Here is a 15952-nt window from a genome sequence, read left to right as displayed (position 1 = left end):
ACGCAGCCTGATCATCATGGCAGTGACCTCCCCCGGGGCGGCGCGGTGAAACGCCCGTCCGCAAGTCTGTCGCGGCCTCTGAGACCATGGCTGGTGTGAGCTACCCGTATCCGTATGAAGCCCCAGTCTCGCAGAACCTGTTTACGCGCGCGTCCGTTGTGACGCCCGGCGGCGTGAACTCTCCCGTGCGCGCCTTCCGCGCGGTGGGGGGTACGCCCAGGTTCATGGTGTCTGGTACCGGTCCGTATCTGACCGATGCCGACGGCCGCGAGTACGTCGACCTGGTCTGCTCGTGGGGACCGATGATCCTCGGCCATTCCCACCCGGCCGTGATCGAGGCCGTCCAGGCCGCGGTCGCCCGCGGCACGTCCTTCGGTACGCCCGGTGAGGGCGAGGTGGCGCTGGCGGAGGAGATCGTCGCGCGCGTCGAACCCGTCGAGCAGGTCCGCCTGGTGTCCTCGGGCACCGAGGCGACCATGTCGGCGATCCGGCTGGCCCGCGGGTTCACCGGTCGCGCCAAGATCGTGAAGTTCGCCGGCTGCTACCACGGTCACGTCGACGCGCTGCTGGCCGCCGCCGGTTCCGGTCTCGCGACCTTCGCCCTTCCCGACACCCCGGGTGTCACGGGCGCACAGGCCGGGGACACGATCGTGCTCCCGTACAACGACCTCGACGCGGTGCGGGCGGCCTTCGCCGCACACCCCGGCGAGATCGCCTGCGTGATCACCGAGGCGGCGCCCGGCAACATGGGCGTGGTGACGCCGGCCGAGGGCTTCAATCAGGGGCTCGCGGACGTGTGCCGGGAGAACGGCGCCCTGTACATCTCGGACGAGGTGATGACCGGTTTCCGCACCTCGCGTGCCGGTTGGTACGGCGTGGACGGGGTCAAGCCCGACCTGATGACCTTCGGCAAGGTCATGGGCGGTGGCTTCCCGGCCGCCGCGTTCGGTGGCCGCGCCGACGTCATGGGCCACCTGGCCCCGGTGGGCCCGGTCTACCAGGCGGGCACCCTCTCCGGGAACCCGATCGCGACGGCCGCCGGTCTCGCGCAGCTGCGGCTGCTGGACGACGCGACCTACGAGAAGGTCGACTCGGTCTCCGCCCAGGTTCAGGCGCTGGTCACCGAGGCCCTGACCAAGGAGGGTGTGGCGCACCGGTTGCAGACCGCCTCCAACATGTTCTCGGTGTTCTTCACCGAGAACGAGGTGAAGAACTACGACGACGCCAAGAAGCAGGAGTCCTTCCGCTTCAACGGCTTCTTCCACTCGATGCTGGCACAGGGCGTCTACCTGCCGCCGTCGGCGTTCGAGTCCTGGTTCGTGTCCAGCGCCCACGACGAGCGGGCCATCGAGCGGATCGCCGCGGCCCTGCCCGCCGCGGCCCGCGCAGCCGCGGAGGCCACCGCATGAGCGCCGAGGGAACCCCCGACACGGCCGCGGGCGCCGAGAGCGCCGGCCCCGCCAACCCCGTCGACATCACCGTCGTGCACCTGATGCGCCACGGCGAGGTGCACAACCCGGACGGCGTGCTCTACGGCCGCCGCGCCGGCTACCACCTCTCCGAGCTCGGCCGGCGGATGGCCGACCGGGTCGCGGAGCACCTCCAGGGCCGGGACATCGCGCACGTCGTGGCGTCCCCGCTGGAGCGGGCGCAGGAGACGGCCGCGCCCGTCGCGAAGGTGCACGGTCTGGACCTGGCGACCGACGGTCGGCTGATCGAGGCGGGCAACGTCTTCGAGGGCAAGACCTTCGGCGTGGGCGACGGGGCGCTGCGCAAGCCGGAGAACTGGAAGCACCTGACGAACCCGTTCAAGCCGTCCTGGGGCGAGCCGTACGTGGAGCAGGTGGTGCGGATGATGAGCGCCATCGAGGCCGCGCGCGACGCGGCCCGCGGCCACGAGGCGGTGGCGGTCAGCCACCAGCTGCCGATCTGGATCGTGCGCAGCTTCGCGGAGAAGCGTCGGCTGTGGCACGACCCGAGGCGCCGTCAGTGCACGCTGGCGTCGCTGACGTCGTTCACGTACCAGGGCGACACGCTGGTGTCGGTGGGCTACAGCGAGCCGGCCCGGGACCTGGTGCCGGCGCACCTGCTGGCCGGTGCGAAGCCGGTGAAGGGCAAGTCGAAGGCCTTCGGCGCCTGAGACGTTCGGGCCGACGCCTTCAGGACCGATGCTTTCGGGGCCGACGCTTTCGTCGGGCCGGGCCCGGGCTTCCTTCGGGGGGTCCGGGCTCTTTCGTGTCGGCCCGGGGGCGGCCCGGCGGCCCCCCCGTCGCGTAGGGCAGCCGCGTGGGCGGACCATGTCCTCCCCATGGGTTTCTCTATTTTCATACAAGTCGACCACGGCGCGCCGTGCTCGGACTTCATTCGCCTCTGATTGTCCGTTTGTATGACATTTCATGAGCGATGTGGGCAGGACACGGGACTTCACCCGACGCGGCGCGCTCGGCCTCGGGCTCGGCGCCGTCGCGCTGGGCGCCGGAGGCTGCGGTGGCGGCTCCGGTTCGAGAGACTCCGGGGCGCACCCGGACGCGACCGGCTCCGCGAAACCCGGGCCGCCCGCCGCGAAGCGCATCGGGGACGGTTCCACCGCGGACACCGGCCCCCAGCCCCACCAGCCCCCCGCCCCCGTCCCGCTCCAGCCGGGCGAGACGCCGCCCCAGTTCGTGGTCTTCAGTTGGGACGGTGCGGGCGAGGTCGGCAACGGCCTCTTCCCCCGCTTCCTCAAGGTCGCCAAGGACCACGGTGCGGCCATGACCTTCTTCCTCTCCGGCCTCTACCTCCTGCCGGAGTCCAAGAAGCACCTGTACCGGCCGCCGAACAACCCCGTCGGCGCCTCGGACATCGGCTACCTCAAGGACGAGAACGTCCGCAACACCCTCGGCCACGTGCGCCAGGCGTGGCTCGACGGCCACGAGGTCGGGACGCATTTCAACGGGCACTTCTGCGGCGGCTCCGGCTCCGTCGCCAAGTGGTCGCCGCAGGACTGGCACGACGAGATCGACCAGGCCGTGTCCTTCGTCACGAACTGGCGCACCAACACCGGGTTCACGGACCTCGAACCGCTGCCCTTCGACTACCGCAAGGAACTCGTCGGCGGCCGCACCCCCTGCCTGCTCGGCCAGGACGGCCTGTTGCCCACCGCGCGCGAGCGCGGCTGGCGCTACGACGCGTCCTCGCCCGGCGGCCTCCAGCAGTGGCCGGTGAAGAAGTCGGGCCTGTGGGACCTGCCCCTGCAGTCCCTGCCCTTCCCCGGACACTCGTTCGAGGTGCTCTCGATGGACTACAACATCCTGGCGAACCAGTCGAAGAACACCACCAAGGGCGTCGCCGCCAACTACCCGGGCTGGCGCACCCAGGCCACCAGCGCCTACCTCGGCGGCTTCCGGCGGGCCTACGAGACCAACCGCGCGCCCCTCTTCATCGGCAACCACTTCGAGGAGTGGAACGGCGGCATCTACATGGACGCCGTCGAGGAGGCCTTGAAGGGCATGGCGGACAAAAAGGACGTAAGGCTCGTATCCTTCCGGCAGTTCATCGACTGGCTGGACGTCCAGGACCCCAAGGTGCTGGACCGGCTGCGGGGCCTCGCCCCCGGCCAGTCACCGGCCGGTGGCTGGCGCACGTATCTCACCGGCGCCTGACCAGCGTCTCGGTTCGCCGTCGGGGGGCGTGGAAGATCCGCAAATCGCTCATGCGAAACTTTTCACATGAGCCTTAGCCGCGCCCCCCGTCGCCGCCGCTCGACCAGCGGCCGCGCCATCCTGCTGACCGCGGTGACCCTCGCGAGCGCCCTCACCCTTTCGGCGTGCGGCGACTCGGGCAGCGGCAGCAAACCCTCCGGTTCCGCCGGCGGCAACTACGTGACGGGCCCCAGCGGCATCTCCACCGTCGCCAAAGGGGACCGCGCCGAGGCCCCCAAGCTGGACGGCGAGACCGTGGACGGCAAGACCCTCGACGTGACCTCCCTCAAGGGCAAGGTCGTCGTCCTCAACGTGTGGGGCTCGTGGTGCCCGCCCTGCCGGGCCGAGGCCCCGTACTTCGCGAAGGTGTCCAAGGCCATGGCCGACGGCGGCAAGGACGTCGCCTTCGTCGGCCTGAACACCCGGGACAACAGCAAGCAGAACGCCGCCTCCTTCGAAGAGACCTACGGGATCACCTACCCGAGCCTCTACGACCCGGACGGCAAGCTGATGCTCCGCTTCCCCAAGGGCACGCTCAACCCGCAGTCGATCCCCTCCACGATCGTCCTCGACAAGGAGGGGCGGATCGCCGCCCGCACCCTGGTCGCGGTCAACGAGGAGCAGCTGCGCTCGATGATCGACCCGCTCCTCGCGGAGAAGTGACCTCGTGGTCTCCGAGCTCCCCCACCTCGTCCTCGCCGCCGAGGCGACCGGCGTGAACACCACCGTCCTCAACGGCGCGCTGCTGCTGGCCCTGCCCCTCTCGCTGTTCGCGGGTCTGGTGTCCTTCTTCTCGCCCTGCGTGCTGCCGCTGGTCCCCGGCTACCTGTCCTACGTGACCGGCGTCGGCGGGGCGGACCTCGCCGAGGCCCGACGCGGGCGGATGCTGGCCGGCGCGGGACTGTTCGTCCTCGGCTTCACGGCCGTCTTCGTCTCGACGGGCGCGCTCTTCGGCTACTTCGGGGCGACGCTCGCGGACAACAAGGAACCCATCTCCCGGGCCCTCGGCGCCCTGGTGATACTCCTCGGCTTCTTCTTCATGGGCTGGATCCCCGGGCTGACGATGCGCGAGTTCCGCTTCCACCGGAAGCCGGCCGCCGGGCTGGTCGGCGCGCCCCTGCTGGGCGTGCTCTTCGGGGTCGGCTGGACGCCCTGCATGGGGCCGACGCTCGCGGCGGTCAACACGCTCTCCATCGACCAGGCGACCGCGGGCCGCGGCGCGCTGCTGACCGTCGTGTTCTGCCTGGGGCTGGGAGTGCCCTTCATCGTCACCGCGATCGCCTTCCGCAAGGCGCTCGGTGCGTTCGGCTGGGTGAAGAAGCACTATGCATGGGTGATGCGGATCGGCGGCGGCATGCTGATCCTCACCGGCCTGCTGCTCGTCACAGGATGGTGGGGCACGCTCATCAGCGACATGCAGGCCTGGACCGACGGCTTCACGGTGGGGATCTGAGGACTACACGGACATGAGTACGACCGACAAGGCGTCCACCGAGACGCCGCACGAGTCCACCGAGCAGGCCGAGGCGAACGCCGACGCCGCCGCGGGCGCCCAACTGTCCACCGCACCCCTGGAGGACGGTCCCACCGCCCCCGTCGGCATCGGCGTGATCGGCTGGGCCCGCTGGTTCTGGCGGCAGCTCACCTCCATGCGGGTGGCGCTGATCCTGCTCTTCCTGCTGTCCCTGGGTTCCATCCCGGGCTCCCTGATCCCGCAGACACAGGTCGACGCGATGAAGGTCGCGGAGTGGAAGCGGACCCACGACTTCTGGGTGCCCGTCGCCGAGAAGCTCCAGCTCTTCGACGTCTACAGCTCGGTGTGGTTCTCCGCGATCTACATCCTGCTGTTCGTGTCGCTGATCGGCTGCATCATCCCGCGCACCTGGCAGTTCGTCGGCCAGCTCACCGGTCGCCCGCCGGGCGCCCCCCGGCGCCTCGACCGGCTGCCCGCGTACGCGACGTGGCGCACGGAGAAGTCCCCGGACGAGGTGCTCTCGTACGCGAAGGACGTGCTCGGCCGGCGCCGCTTCCGCACCGAGGCGGGCCGGGACTCCGTGGCCGCCGAGAAGGGCTACCTGCGCGAGGCCGGCAACCTGGCCTTCCACATCGCCCTGATCTTCATGCTGGTGGCCTTCGCGGTCGGGCAGCTCTACAAGTCCGAGGGCGGCAAGCTCGTCCTGCGCGGCAAGGGCTTCTCGAACACGCTCACCCAGTACGACGACTTCAAGTCCGGCAGCCTCTTCTCCTCGGACAACCTGCCGCCGTTCTCGTTCACCCTGGACAAGTTCGACGCGACGTACGAGAAGACCGGGCCGCAGAAGGGCACCCCGCGCGACTTCAAGGCGTACGTGACCTTCAGCGAGGGCGCGGACGGCAAGCCGGTCAAGTCCGAGATCGAGGTCAACAAGCCGCTGGAGGTCGACGGCTCCAAGATCTTCCTCCTCGGTCACGGCTACGCGCCGGTCATCTCGGTGACCGACCCCGACGGCAAGGTGATCTACAAGGACGCCGTGCCGATGCTGCCCTTCGACGCGAACCTCAGCTCGTCGGGCGCCGTCAAGGTCACCGACGGCTACAAGAACAAGGACGGCAAGGCGGAGCAGCTCGGCTTCAACGCCATGTTCGTGCCCACCTTCGCGGGTGAGGGCAAGGGCACGATGCTCTCGCAGTTCCCGGCCCTGGACTTCCCGGTCCTCGCGCTCAGCGCCTACCACGGCAGCCTCGGCGTGGACTCGGGTCTGCCGCAGAACGTGTACCAGCTGAACACCTCGAAGATGAAGCAGTTCGAGGACGACAAGGGCGAGCTGTTCAAGCAGAAGCTGCTGCCCGGCGAGACGATGACCCTGCCGAACGGCGCGGGCACCGTGAAGTTCGAGGGCGTCGAACGCTGGGCCACCTTCTCGGTCACCCAGCAGCCGGCCAACGGCCTGGCCCTCGCGGGCGCCGTCGTCGCGATCGGCGGCCTGGCCGCCTCGCTGTTCATCCAGCGCCGCCGGATCTGGGTCCGGGCGGTCACCGGCAAGGACGGCGTCACCGTCGTCGAGATGGCGGGCCTCGGCCGCAGCGAGTCCGCCAAGCTCCCGGAGGAGCTCGCGGTGCTCTCCGCCGCGCTCCACCAGCAGGCGCCCACCGCGCCCGACCAACCTGTCACGGAACCTGTCGAAGGGGAGCGCGGATGATGACGCCGCTCGCAGCCGCAGCCAACGAGAACCTGGCTCAGCTCAGCAATTACCTGGTCTATTCGTCGATGGCGGTCTACACGCTCGCCTTCCTCGCGCACATCACCGAGTGGACGTTCGGCAGCCGCAGCAAGGTCGCCCGCACGGCCGCCGCGCTGACCACCGCCAAGAGCGCCGAGGCCCCGGCCGTGCAGGTGCGCTCCCAGGGCGGCACCGCCGTCCTGGACCGGCCGAAGGTCGTCACCCGGTCCGCTTCCGGCTCGCGCGACGTCCCGGACGGTCCGGGCGCGGCCGGCGGCACCGCGCAGGGAGACCTGTACGGGCGGGTCGCGGTCTCGCTGACCGTGCTCGGCTTCCTCATCGAGGCGGCCGGCGTCGTGACCCGCGCCATGTCGGTGCAGCGGGCCCCCTGGGGCAACATGTACGAGTTCTCGGTGACCTTCTCCACGGTGGCCGTCGGCGCGTACCTGGTGCTGCTCCTGCTCAAGAAGAACGTGCGCTGGCTCGGCCTGATCCTCATCACGACCGTGCTGCTGGACCTGGGCATCGCCACCACGTGGCTGTACACCGACAGCGATCAGCTGGTGCCGGCCCTCCACTCGTACTGGCTGTGGATCCACGTCTCGACCGCCATCTTCTGCGGTGCGGTGTTCTACATCGGTGCGGCCGGCGCGGTGCTGTACCTGTTCCGCGACTCCTACGAGGCCCACCTCGAAGCCGGTCGCACGCCGGGCCGGTTCCGTTCCTCGGTGATGGAGCGGCTGCCCTCGGCGGCCTCGCTCGACAAGTTCTCGTACCGGATCAACGCGGCCGTCTTCCCGCTGTGGACCTTCACCATCGTGGCGGGCGCGATCTGGGCCGGCGACGCCTGGGGCCGCTACTGGGGCTGGGACCCCAAGGAGGTCTGGTCCTTCGTGACGTGGGTGGCGTACGCCTGCTACCTGCACGCCCGGGCCACCGCCGGCTGGAAGGGCCGCAAGGCCGCGTACCTCGCGCTCTTCGCCTTCGCCTGCTGGATCTGGAACTACTACGGCGTGAACATCCTGCTCAGCGGAAAGCACTCGTACGCGGGCGTCTGACGCGGACGTTCGACCGCACGGGCACAGGCCCGTCGGCGTCACGGCTCATCATCCGAGCCGCGGCACCGGCGGGCCTTTCGTTTCCCCCGCCGCCGCCGTTCAGGGGGCGGCGGGGTTCACCACACCGGTCGCAGGGCCGGGAGCGGGCCGTCCCCATGCAGGGCGCGGACGACCCGTGTGAGTTCGCGCCGCAGCGCCGGGAGGTCGGCGGCGCCGGCCAGTTCGGCCTCCAGCTCGTGCATGACCGCGCCCGCGACGCTCAGGTGGTCGTAGGCCGCGCGGGTCAGGACCACCAGCTTGCGGCGGCCGCCCCCGGGGTGCGGCTCGCGCCGCACGTAACCGCGTCGCACCAGGTCGTCGACCATCTGCCCGGCCGCCTGCTTGGTCACCCCGAGCCGCTCGGCGAGCTCGGTGGCGGTGGCGCCGGGCCCCTTGAGGACCTGGAAGGCCATGCCGTGCAGGGGGCGCAGGTCGCCTTCGCCGACGGCGGTGAGGCGGCGGGTGAACTCGGCCAGCAGGAGCTGGAACCCCATCCCGACGAGGAGGGTCAGCTCGATGCCGGGATCTTCGGTCCCGTCGCCGCGGTGTCCGGGGTCGCCGTTGCCGGCTTCGGTTCTGGTCACGGGATTCATGGTGACACGGGTGAGTCAATCTGCTTTACTCGGATCAGCGAGTAAAGCAACTTTACTCACCTTCGAGAGGACTCCGCCGTGCGCGTGATCCACCCTTCCCCCGACCACGTCACCGTCACCCCGAACGCCACGATGACCGGCCACGCCGCCCCCAGCCGGGGTAGCGCCGAACTGAGCACCTGGCACGTCGACATGCCCGCCGGGAGCGCCGGCCCCGAGCACTCCGTCACCCGCGAGCAGGTCTGGACGGTCACCTCGGGCACCCTGGAGGTCACCTCCGAGGGCCGCACCGAGACGGTCGCCGCGGGCCGGACCCTGGTCCTGCCGCCCGACGTGCCCCGTCGCATCAGCTCTCCCGAACGGTTCGAGGCCCACGTCGCCATGCGCGCCGACGGCATCGTCTCCGTCACCGGCACGGAAGGCACCCGGACCCTGCCCTGGGCCGTGTGACCGGGCAGGGCGGGGTCCGGGTGGCGTCGCCGGGTGGTCAGGCCCCCACCGGCTTCGGCGCCGGACCCGGCCCGGGGGTCCCGGCCGCCGCGCCGGCCGCCGCGCCGACCGAGTCGGTCGAGGGGTCGGCCGAGGAGTGGGCTGAGGGGCCGGACGCGGCCTCGCCCCCGGGCCCGGTCGCGGTCACCTTCCCGGCTCCGCCGGCGCGTCGCCGGCGCAGGCCCGGCGCGCTGACCGCCGCGGCCGCGAGAACCGCCGCGAACGGCACCAGCAGAGCGGCCCGGTAGCCCGTCAGCGGGTCGGCGTACGCCGAGGCCACGCCGGTCACGGCGGCCAGCCCGACGGCCGCCCCGAACTGGAAGGACGTGTACAGCAGCCCGCCCGCCAGCCCCTGCTCGGACTCCTCGACGCCCTCGGTCGCCACGATCGTCAGCGGCCCGTAGACCAGCGCGAACGCCAACCCGAGCAGGATCAGGCTCGGCAGCATCATCAGGTACGTCCAGTCGGCGCCCAGCGGCAGGAACAGCCCGTACGAGAGCGCCGCCAGCAGCAGCCCGCCGAAGATCAGCCGGCCGTTGCCGATCCGCCCGACCAGCCTCGGCACCAACGTCGGCGACAGCACGGCGTCGATCCCGATCACGATCATCGCGAAGCTGGTCTCCAGCGTCGACCAGCCGCGCAGTTCCTGGAGGTACAGCACCACCAGGAACTGGAAGCCGAAGAACGCCCCCGAGAACAGCAGCGCCGCGGCGTTGGCGCGCACCAGCGCCCCGGAGCGCAGGATGCCGAGCCGGATCAACGGCTCCGCCGTCCGCCGCTCCACCAGGGCGAACGCGCCCAGCAGGGCGAGCCCCAGCGCGGCCGGCCAGACCGTGGTCTCCTCCACGCCCCACACCAGCAGCACCACCGCCGCGGTCACCAACACCCCGCCCGGCAGGTCGAGACGTCCCCGGGTCGCCCCGCGCACCTCACGCGGTACGAGGGCCAGCGCGCCCAACAGGATCAGCGCGGCCGGCGCCACCGGCGCGAAGAACACCCACCGCCACCCGGCGGAGGTCAGCAGCCCGCCCGCGACGAGCCCGATGGAGAAACCGCCGGCAGCCGTTGCGGAGTACACCAGCAGCGCCTTCTCCCGCTGCGGCCCCTCCTCGAAGCCGGTGGTGATGATCGACAGTCCGGCCGGTGTCATGAAGGCCGCCGCGACCCCGGTGACGAACCGGGCGGCGACCAACTGCCAGCCCTCGGTGGCGAGTCCGCCCAGGCCGGAGAAGAGCAGGAAGACGGCCAGCCAGCCGACGAACATCCGCCGCCGCCCGAACAGGTCGGCCGCACGGCCGCCCAACAGCATGAAGCCGCCGTAGCCGAGCACGTAGGCGCTCATCACCCACTGGAGTTCGCCGGTCTCCAGCCCGAGGTCGGCGCGGATCGAGGGCAGGGCCACGTTCAGCATCGCCACGTCGATGCCTTCGAGGAAGATCGCACCGCACAGGACGAGGAGCACGCCCCAGCGGCGCCTGTCGATCCTGCCGTCGTTGATGTGATCGGACACGGGACAACCTCACAGAACGGAAGGGAAGGGAGGGGGAGTTGCCGGCCCCACCACCTTCGTCTGCCGCCAGAGGGGGAACAACGCCGAAGAGAACAACGTTCGTTCAGCCATGCTTACCGATCGCGACGAGCTCGACTGCTTCCTGATCCTCGCGGAGGAACTGCACTTCGGCCGGACCGCCGAACGGATGCTGCTGTCCCGCGCCCGCGTCAGCCAACTCGTCCAGCGCCTGGAGCGCCGCATCGGCGCGCCGCTGTTCCTGCGGACCAGCCGCCGCGTCGTCCTCACCGCCCTCGGCGCGCAGTTGCGCACCGACCTGGAGCCGCACCGCCGGGGGATCGCCGCCGCCCTCGACCGGGCCGCCGCCACCGCCCGTGCCGCCGACGGGGTGCTGCACGTCGGCTTCACCACGCCGCCCGCCGGGGAAGTCGTCCTGCGGGTCGCCGAAGCACTGCGCGTCACCCACCCCGGCCTGGCCGTCGAGGTGTGCGAGGTGCCGCTCTCGGATCCGTACGGGCAGTTGCGCAGCGGCGACTTCGACGTCGCCTTCGCCGAGTTCCCGGTGCGGGAGTCGGACCTGGGGGAGGGGCCGGTGCTGTTCGTCGAGGAGCGGGCGCTGGCCGTGCCCGCCGGGCACCCGCTGGCCGCGCGGGAGTCGGTGTCCATGGAGGACCTGGCGGGGGTCGCGCTGCTGAGCATCGGCGGGGACCTGCCGCCGTACCGCCGCGCGTACCTGACGCCCGCGCGCACCCCGGCCGGCCGGCCGATCGGACGCGGCCCGGAGGTGACGAACATGCAGGAGGCGCTGATGCTGGTCGCCGCGGGCCGGGGCGCGCTGCTGGTCGCCGCGCACGCGGCGACGTACTTCGCCCGCCCGGGCGTCGCGTACGTCCCCTTCTCGGACGCCGAGCCCGCCGGCTACGGCCTGGTCTGGCGCGCGGCCGACAACTCGGGCGCGGTACGGGCCTTCGCGAGCGCGGCGCTCGACACGGTGGGGCGGGGCGCGGCGGGCGGAGGGGCCGCGCAGGGGGCCGCCCACGCTGGTAAAATTGGGTGATTTCGCGACATAAGGGAGGCGGTGAACGCAACGGCTGTGGTGATCGCACGAGGAGCTCCCGAGCGGCCTCGCTCGCACCCTGCATGGCCCTCGTGATCGCGGGCGGCGCCGTTCCCGCCGGATCGGCAGCCACGGCGGCGACCCGACCACCGCCCCCGCCCGCCGCGGCGAACACCCCGACCCCCGCGGCGTCGGCCCTCGAGCCGATCGACCCGGCCGCCTTCCAGGCCGCCGTGGCCCGCGCCGCGCAGAAGCTCTCGGTGCCCGGTGCGGTCGTCCTGTTGCAGACCCCCCAGGGGACCTTCCGGGCGATCGTCGGCACGAGCGAACTCGGCAAGACCACCCCGCCGGACACGCGCGACCATTTCCGCATCGCCTCCAACACCAAGACGATGACGTCCGCACTGATCATGCTGCTCGCCCAGGACGGCGCGCTCCGACTCACCGACCCGGTGTCCGATTACGTCCCGGGCGTGCCGAACGGCGCGCACATCACCCTCGCCGAGCTGCTGAAGATGCGCAGCGGGCTACCTGGCGGCCTGGATCCGGGCCCTGGTGTCGGGCAAGGTCCTGAACGCCGCGACTCAGAAGGAGTGGCTGGGCAGCCCGCAGTCCGAGGGCCCGGACGCGCACGGACAGGAGTACGGCCACGGCATCGCGCACCAGCGGTTCGCCCCGAACGCCGCCATGTACTACCACGGCGGTGAACTCCCGGGGTTCAACTCCTTCATCGGACACGACCCGGACAACGACGTCACGCTCGTGATCTGGACGAACCTGACCGTGGCACCCGACGGCCGGGCCACGGCGATCGCCCTGCGGCCCACGATCCTCGACCAGGTCCACGCCGGGCTCGACCTGCCGACCGGCTAGCCCCCCGTCCGGGTGCGGCCCGCGCCCTAGTCCTTGTCGTGGTCCCGGTCGCGGTCCTTGTCCTGCTCGCGGTCCGTGTCCTTCTCGGCGTCCTTCGCCGCGTCCGTCTCGTCGTCCCGCTCCCTGGTGCGGTCCTGCTCCTCGCGCAGCGAGTTCAGGAACTCCGGGTTGTCGTCGGGCGCGACCCAGCGCGTGCGGCCGGCCCGGCCGGCGGACGCCTGCCGCTTCTTGCCCGAGTACAGCCAGACGATCGCCCCGACGATCGGGAAGACCAGGACGATGAGGACCCAGACCACCTTCTGCAGGTGCTTGACCTCCTCCTCCGGCGTGTTCAGACAGTCGATGAAGGCATAGACGGTCAGCGCGATGAGAAGCAGGAAGGGCAGATAGCGCAGCACGGTGCGGGACCGACTCCCAGGCAGTGGCGGCGGGACCGCGTCGGGCCCCGGTGACGCTCCCAGGGTAGTTGGTGACGGATACTGGGCCCCATGGCTTACGACGATCTCCGCTCGCTGCTCCGGGCCCTGGAGCGGGAGGGCGACCTCAAGCGCATCAAGGCCGAAGTCGACCCGTATCTGGAGATCGGGGAGATCGTCGACAGAGTGAACAAGGCGGGCGGGCCCGCGCTGCTCTTCGAGAACGTCAAGGGCTCGGCGATGCCGCTGGCCATGAACGTCTTCGGCACCGACCGCCGGCTCCTGAAGGCCCTCGGCCTGAAGTCGTACGCGGAGATCAGCGAGAAGATCGGCGGACTGCTCAAGCCCGAGCTGCCCCAGGGCTTCATCGGCGTCCGCGAAGCCTTCGGCAAGCTCGGCTCGATGGTGCACGTGCCGCCGCGGAAGGTGAAGGGCGACGCCCCCGTCCAGGAGGTCGTGCTCACCGGCGACGACGTGGACCTGGATCTGCTGCCGGCCCTCTTCACCTGGCCCAAGGACGGCGGGTCCTTCTTCAACCTCGGCCTGACGCACACCAAGCACCCGGAGACGGGCGTGCGCAACCTCGGCCTGTACCGCCTCCAGCGCCACGACAAGCGCACCATCGGCATGCACTGGCAGATCCACAAGGACAGCCGCAACCACTACGCGGTCGCCGCGGCCCGGGGCGAGCGGCTGCCCGTCGCCATCGCCTTCGGATGTCCGCCGGCCGTGACGTACGCGTCCACCGCGCCGCTGCCCGGCGACATCGACGAGTACCTCTTCGCCGGCTTCGTGGCGGGCAAGCGCATCGAGATGGTCGACTGCAAGACGGTCCCGCTTCAGGTGCCCGCCAACGCCGAGGTCGTCATCGAGGGCTGGCTGGAGCCGGGCGAGATGCTGCCCGAGGGCCCCTTCGGCGACCACACCGGCTTCTACACGCCGCAGGAACCGTTCCCCGCACTCACGATCGACTGCGTGACGATGCGCAAGCGTCCCCTGCTCCAGTCGATCGTCGTCGGCCGTCCGCCGACCGAGGACGGTCCGCTCGGGCGCGCCACCGAACGTTTCTTCCTGCCCCTGCTCAAGATCATCGTGCCGGACATCGTGGACTACCACCTCCCCGAGTCGGGCGGCTTCCACAACTGCGCGATCGTCTCGATCGACAAGAAGTACCCCAAGCACGCGCAGAAGGTCATGCACGCCATCTGGGGCGCCCACATGATGTCGCTGACCAAGCTGATCATCGTGGTGGACAAGGACTGCGACGTCCACGACCTGCACGAGGTCTCCTGGCGGGCGCTGGGCAACACCGACTACTCCCGCGACCTGACCGTCGTGGAAGGACCCGTCGACCACCTCGACCACGCCTCCTACCAGCAGTTCTGGGGCGGCAAGGCGGGGATCGACGCCACCCGGAAGCTGCCCGAGGAGGGCTACACCCGCGACGGCGGCTGGCCCGACATGGTGGAGTCCGACCCGGCGACGGCGGCCCTGGTGGACCGCCGCTGGAAGGAGTACGGACTGTGAGCCCGATCGCGGTGGGCGGTCCCGAGCTCTTCATCGGGGACGACAGCACCTACGTGGCGCTCGTGCGCCCGGAACTCGACGCGGCGGACGAGGAAGTCCGGGCGGCGGCCGAGCAGGCCGGCGTCTCCCCGGAGGAGTTCGCCGGCCCCGGGAACGTGTGGGCGCTGCTCACCGACGTCGAGGACGGCGAGGGCGACGGCTTCGAACTGCCGGGCCTGCGCGACATCGAGGCCGAGGACTTCGCGGAGCGACTGCTCGCCGGCCTCGCCGGGGCCGCGCCGTTCACCGTCGAAGCGGGCGACGTGCTGCGCCTGGACGGCCGCCCGACGGGCGACGACTGGTCCTTCACCGCCCACGTCACCCCGCCCGAGGGCCACGACGGGCCGGCGCAGAGCCTGGAGACCGGGCCGCTGCCCGGCGCACGACTGCTGGCCGACATCGAAGCGTTCCGGAGGAGTCTCGTATGACCTCGGCAGCCGAAGGCGTCGTCGGCCCCGGCCCGGCGCCGCAGACCGGCAACAAGGCGAAGGCCTTCCTGCGCCTCGTGATGATCGAGCACTCGGTCTTCGCGCTGCCCTTCGCCTACATCGCCGCCCTGACCGCGATGTTCGAGCTCGACGGGACCGTGCACTGGGGCAAGCTGCTGCTCGTCACCGTCTGCATGGTGGGCCTGCGAACCTTCGCGATGGCCGCCAACCGGATCATCGACCGGGAGATCGACGCCCGCAACCCGCGCACCGCCGGGCGTGAGCTCGTCACCGGCGCGGTGTCGGTGCGGACCGCCTGGACGGGGGCCGGGGTCGCGCTGGTCGTGTTCCTCGGCTCGGCGGCGCTGCTGAACCCGCTGTGCCTGATGCTGGCGCCGCTCGCCGTGGTCCCGATGGTGGTCTACCCGTACGGGAAGCGCTTCACGGACTTCCCGCACGCCATCCTGGGCCTGGCCCAGGCCATCGGGCCGATCGGGGCCTGGCTGGCGATCACCGGCGAGTGGTCCTGGGACGCGGTGATCCTCGGCCTCGCGGTCGGCGTGTGGATCGGCGGCTTCGACCTGATCTTCGGCTGCCAGGACGTGGCGGCCGACCGCGCGGAGGGCGTCCGCTCGGTCCCGGCCCGCTTCGGCATCCCGGCGGCCCTGTGGGGCGCGCGCGGGGCGCACGTGGTGACCGCCGCCCTGCTCGCCTGGTACGCGGTGGCCACGGACGCGGGCCCGATCTTCTGGTTCGGCCTGCTGATCGTCGTCGCGGCCTTCGTCTACGAGCACACCATCGTGAAGCCGCACGACCTGTCCCGCCTGAACCGGGCCTTCTTCACGGTGAACGGCTTCATCGGCATCGCACTGTTCGTCTGCGCGCTGCTGGACCTCGTGGTGCGGGGCCTGGCGCTCTAGTGCTGCACCGCGAAAGTTCGTGGAGGGGTGTTGGTCAGGCTGCTTCCTTGAGTGGGGTGCCCTTGTAGGTCCAGCGGAAGGGCTTGGCGTTCTCGTTGCGGTTGATGATGTAGCTGTCGAGCT

General features: G+C 70.9%; 16 protein-coding genes and 1 pseudogene. 14 read left to right on the top strand and 3 right to left on the bottom strand.

Annotation, left to right across the window (positions count from 1 at the left end):
- Positions 1-86 precede the first annotated feature (86 nt).
- The 7 genes from hemL (at position 87) to ccsB (ending at position 7938) form a co-directional block, all read left to right on the top strand.
- Positions 87-1409, top strand: a complete 1323-nt coding sequence (gene hemL, locus OTB19_RS31045; protein WP_267802000.1) for a glutamate-1-semialdehyde 2,1-aminomutase — start codon at positions 87-89, stop codon at positions 1407-1409.
- 83 nt (positions 1410-1492) lie between these two features.
- The gene (locus tag OTB19_RS31040) at positions 1493-2140 is read left to right on the top strand and encodes a histidine phosphatase family protein (RefSeq protein WP_267802031.1); all 648 of its coding nucleotides are present in this window, start codon (positions 1493-1495) and stop codon (positions 2138-2140) included.
- Between the two features lie 256 nt (positions 2141-2396).
- On the top strand, positions 2397-3641 hold the full coding sequence (locus tag OTB19_RS31035; protein ID WP_267801998.1) for a hypothetical protein: 1245 nt from the start codon (positions 2397-2399) through the stop codon (positions 3639-3641).
- Positions 3642-3707: 66 nt separating this feature from the next.
- Complete coding sequence (locus OTB19_RS31030; protein ID WP_267801996.1) at positions 3708-4343, top strand: TlpA family protein disulfide reductase; 636 nt, start codon at positions 3708-3710, stop codon at positions 4341-4343.
- 4 nt (positions 4344-4347) lie between these two features.
- Positions 4348-5133 (top strand): cytochrome c biogenesis CcdA family protein, encoded by a 786-nt coding sequence (locus tag OTB19_RS31025; protein WP_267801994.1) that lies wholly within the window; start codon positions 4348-4350, stop codon positions 5131-5133.
- 13 nt (positions 5134-5146) lie between these two features.
- Complete coding sequence (gene resB, locus OTB19_RS31020) at positions 5147-6859, top strand: cytochrome c biogenesis protein ResB (RefSeq protein ID WP_267801992.1); 1713 nt, start codon at positions 5147-5149, stop codon at positions 6857-6859.
- Positions 6859-7938, top strand: coding sequence for a c-type cytochrome biogenesis protein CcsB (ccsB, locus tag OTB19_RS31015; protein ID WP_267801991.1), 1080 nt, complete (start codon positions 6859-6861; stop codon positions 7936-7938). Before resB ends, ccsB begins: the two co-directional genes overlap by 1 nt.
- A gap of 116 nt (positions 7939-8054) precedes the next feature.
- Here the strand turns inward: ccsB and OTB19_RS31010 are convergent, their stop codons facing one another.
- Entirely contained in the window at positions 8055-8471 is a 417-nt protein-coding gene (locus OTB19_RS31010; protein WP_267802030.1) for a MarR family winged helix-turn-helix transcriptional regulator, read from the bottom strand.
- 177 nt (positions 8472-8648) lie between these two features.
- Between OTB19_RS31010 and OTB19_RS31005 the strand changes: the two genes are divergently transcribed.
- On the top strand, positions 8649-9020 hold the full coding sequence (locus OTB19_RS31005; protein ID WP_267801990.1) for a cupin domain-containing protein: 372 nt from the start codon (positions 8649-8651) through the stop codon (positions 9018-9020).
- A 37-nt stretch (positions 9021-9057) separates the two neighbouring features.
- Here OTB19_RS31005 and OTB19_RS31000 read toward each other — a convergent pair whose 3' ends face one another.
- On the bottom strand, positions 9058-10542 hold the full coding sequence (locus OTB19_RS31000) for an MFS transporter (protein ID WP_267802029.1): 1485 nt from the start codon (positions 10540-10542) through the stop codon (positions 9058-9060).
- Between the two features lie 136 nt (positions 10543-10678).
- Here OTB19_RS31000 and OTB19_RS30995 point away from each other — a divergent pair, with 136 nt between their 5' ends.
- The 3 genes and pseudogenes from OTB19_RS30995 (at position 10679) to OTB19_RS30990 (ending at position 12499) form a co-directional block, all read left to right on the top strand.
- Positions 10679-11626, top strand: a complete 948-nt coding sequence (locus tag OTB19_RS30995) for a LysR family transcriptional regulator (protein WP_267801989.1) — start codon at positions 10679-10681, stop codon at positions 11624-11626.
- Positions 11627-11709: 83 nt separating this feature from the next.
- Positions 11710-12138: pseudogene (locus OTB19_RS43740) on the top strand (serine hydrolase); the annotation flags it as partial.
- 43 nt (positions 12139-12181) lie between these two features.
- Positions 12182-12499, top strand: a complete 318-nt coding sequence (locus OTB19_RS30990) for a serine hydrolase (protein ID WP_267801988.1) — start codon at positions 12182-12184, stop codon at positions 12497-12499.
- Between the two features lie 26 nt (positions 12500-12525).
- Here OTB19_RS30990 and OTB19_RS30985 read toward each other — a convergent pair whose 3' ends face one another.
- Complete coding sequence (locus tag OTB19_RS30985) at positions 12526-12897, bottom strand: PLD nuclease N-terminal domain-containing protein (RefSeq protein WP_267801986.1); 372 nt, start codon at positions 12895-12897, stop codon at positions 12526-12528.
- Between the two features lie 90 nt (positions 12898-12987).
- Between OTB19_RS30985 and OTB19_RS30980 the strand changes: the two genes are divergently transcribed.
- Genes OTB19_RS30980 through mqnP form a run of 3 tightly spaced genes read left to right on the top strand, consistent with a single transcriptional unit; the run spans position 12988 to position 15829 of the window.
- A complete protein-coding gene (locus OTB19_RS30980) occupies positions 12988-14442 on the top strand; it encodes a menaquinone biosynthesis decarboxylase (RefSeq protein ID WP_267801985.1) in 1455 nt (484 codons plus the stop codon).
- A complete protein-coding gene (locus tag OTB19_RS30975; RefSeq protein ID WP_267801983.1) occupies positions 14439-14909 on the top strand; it encodes a hypothetical protein in 471 nt (156 codons plus the stop codon). Before OTB19_RS30980 ends, OTB19_RS30975 begins: the two co-directional genes overlap by 4 nt.
- Positions 14906-15829, top strand: coding sequence for a menaquinone biosynthesis prenyltransferase MqnP (gene mqnP / locus OTB19_RS30970; protein ID WP_267801981.1), 924 nt, complete (start codon positions 14906-14908; stop codon positions 15827-15829). The genes OTB19_RS30975 and mqnP overlap by 4 nt, the downstream gene beginning before the upstream one ends.
- Positions 15830-15952 lie beyond the last annotated feature (123 nt).

This window comes from Streptomyces sp. H27-H5, from assembly GCF_026627505.1.
Taxonomy (GTDB): Bacteria; Actinomycetota; Actinomycetes; order Streptomycetales; family Streptomycetaceae; genus Streptomyces.
Note: the sequence above shows the minus strand (reverse complement) of the source record. Positions and strands in the feature narration are given on the sequence as shown.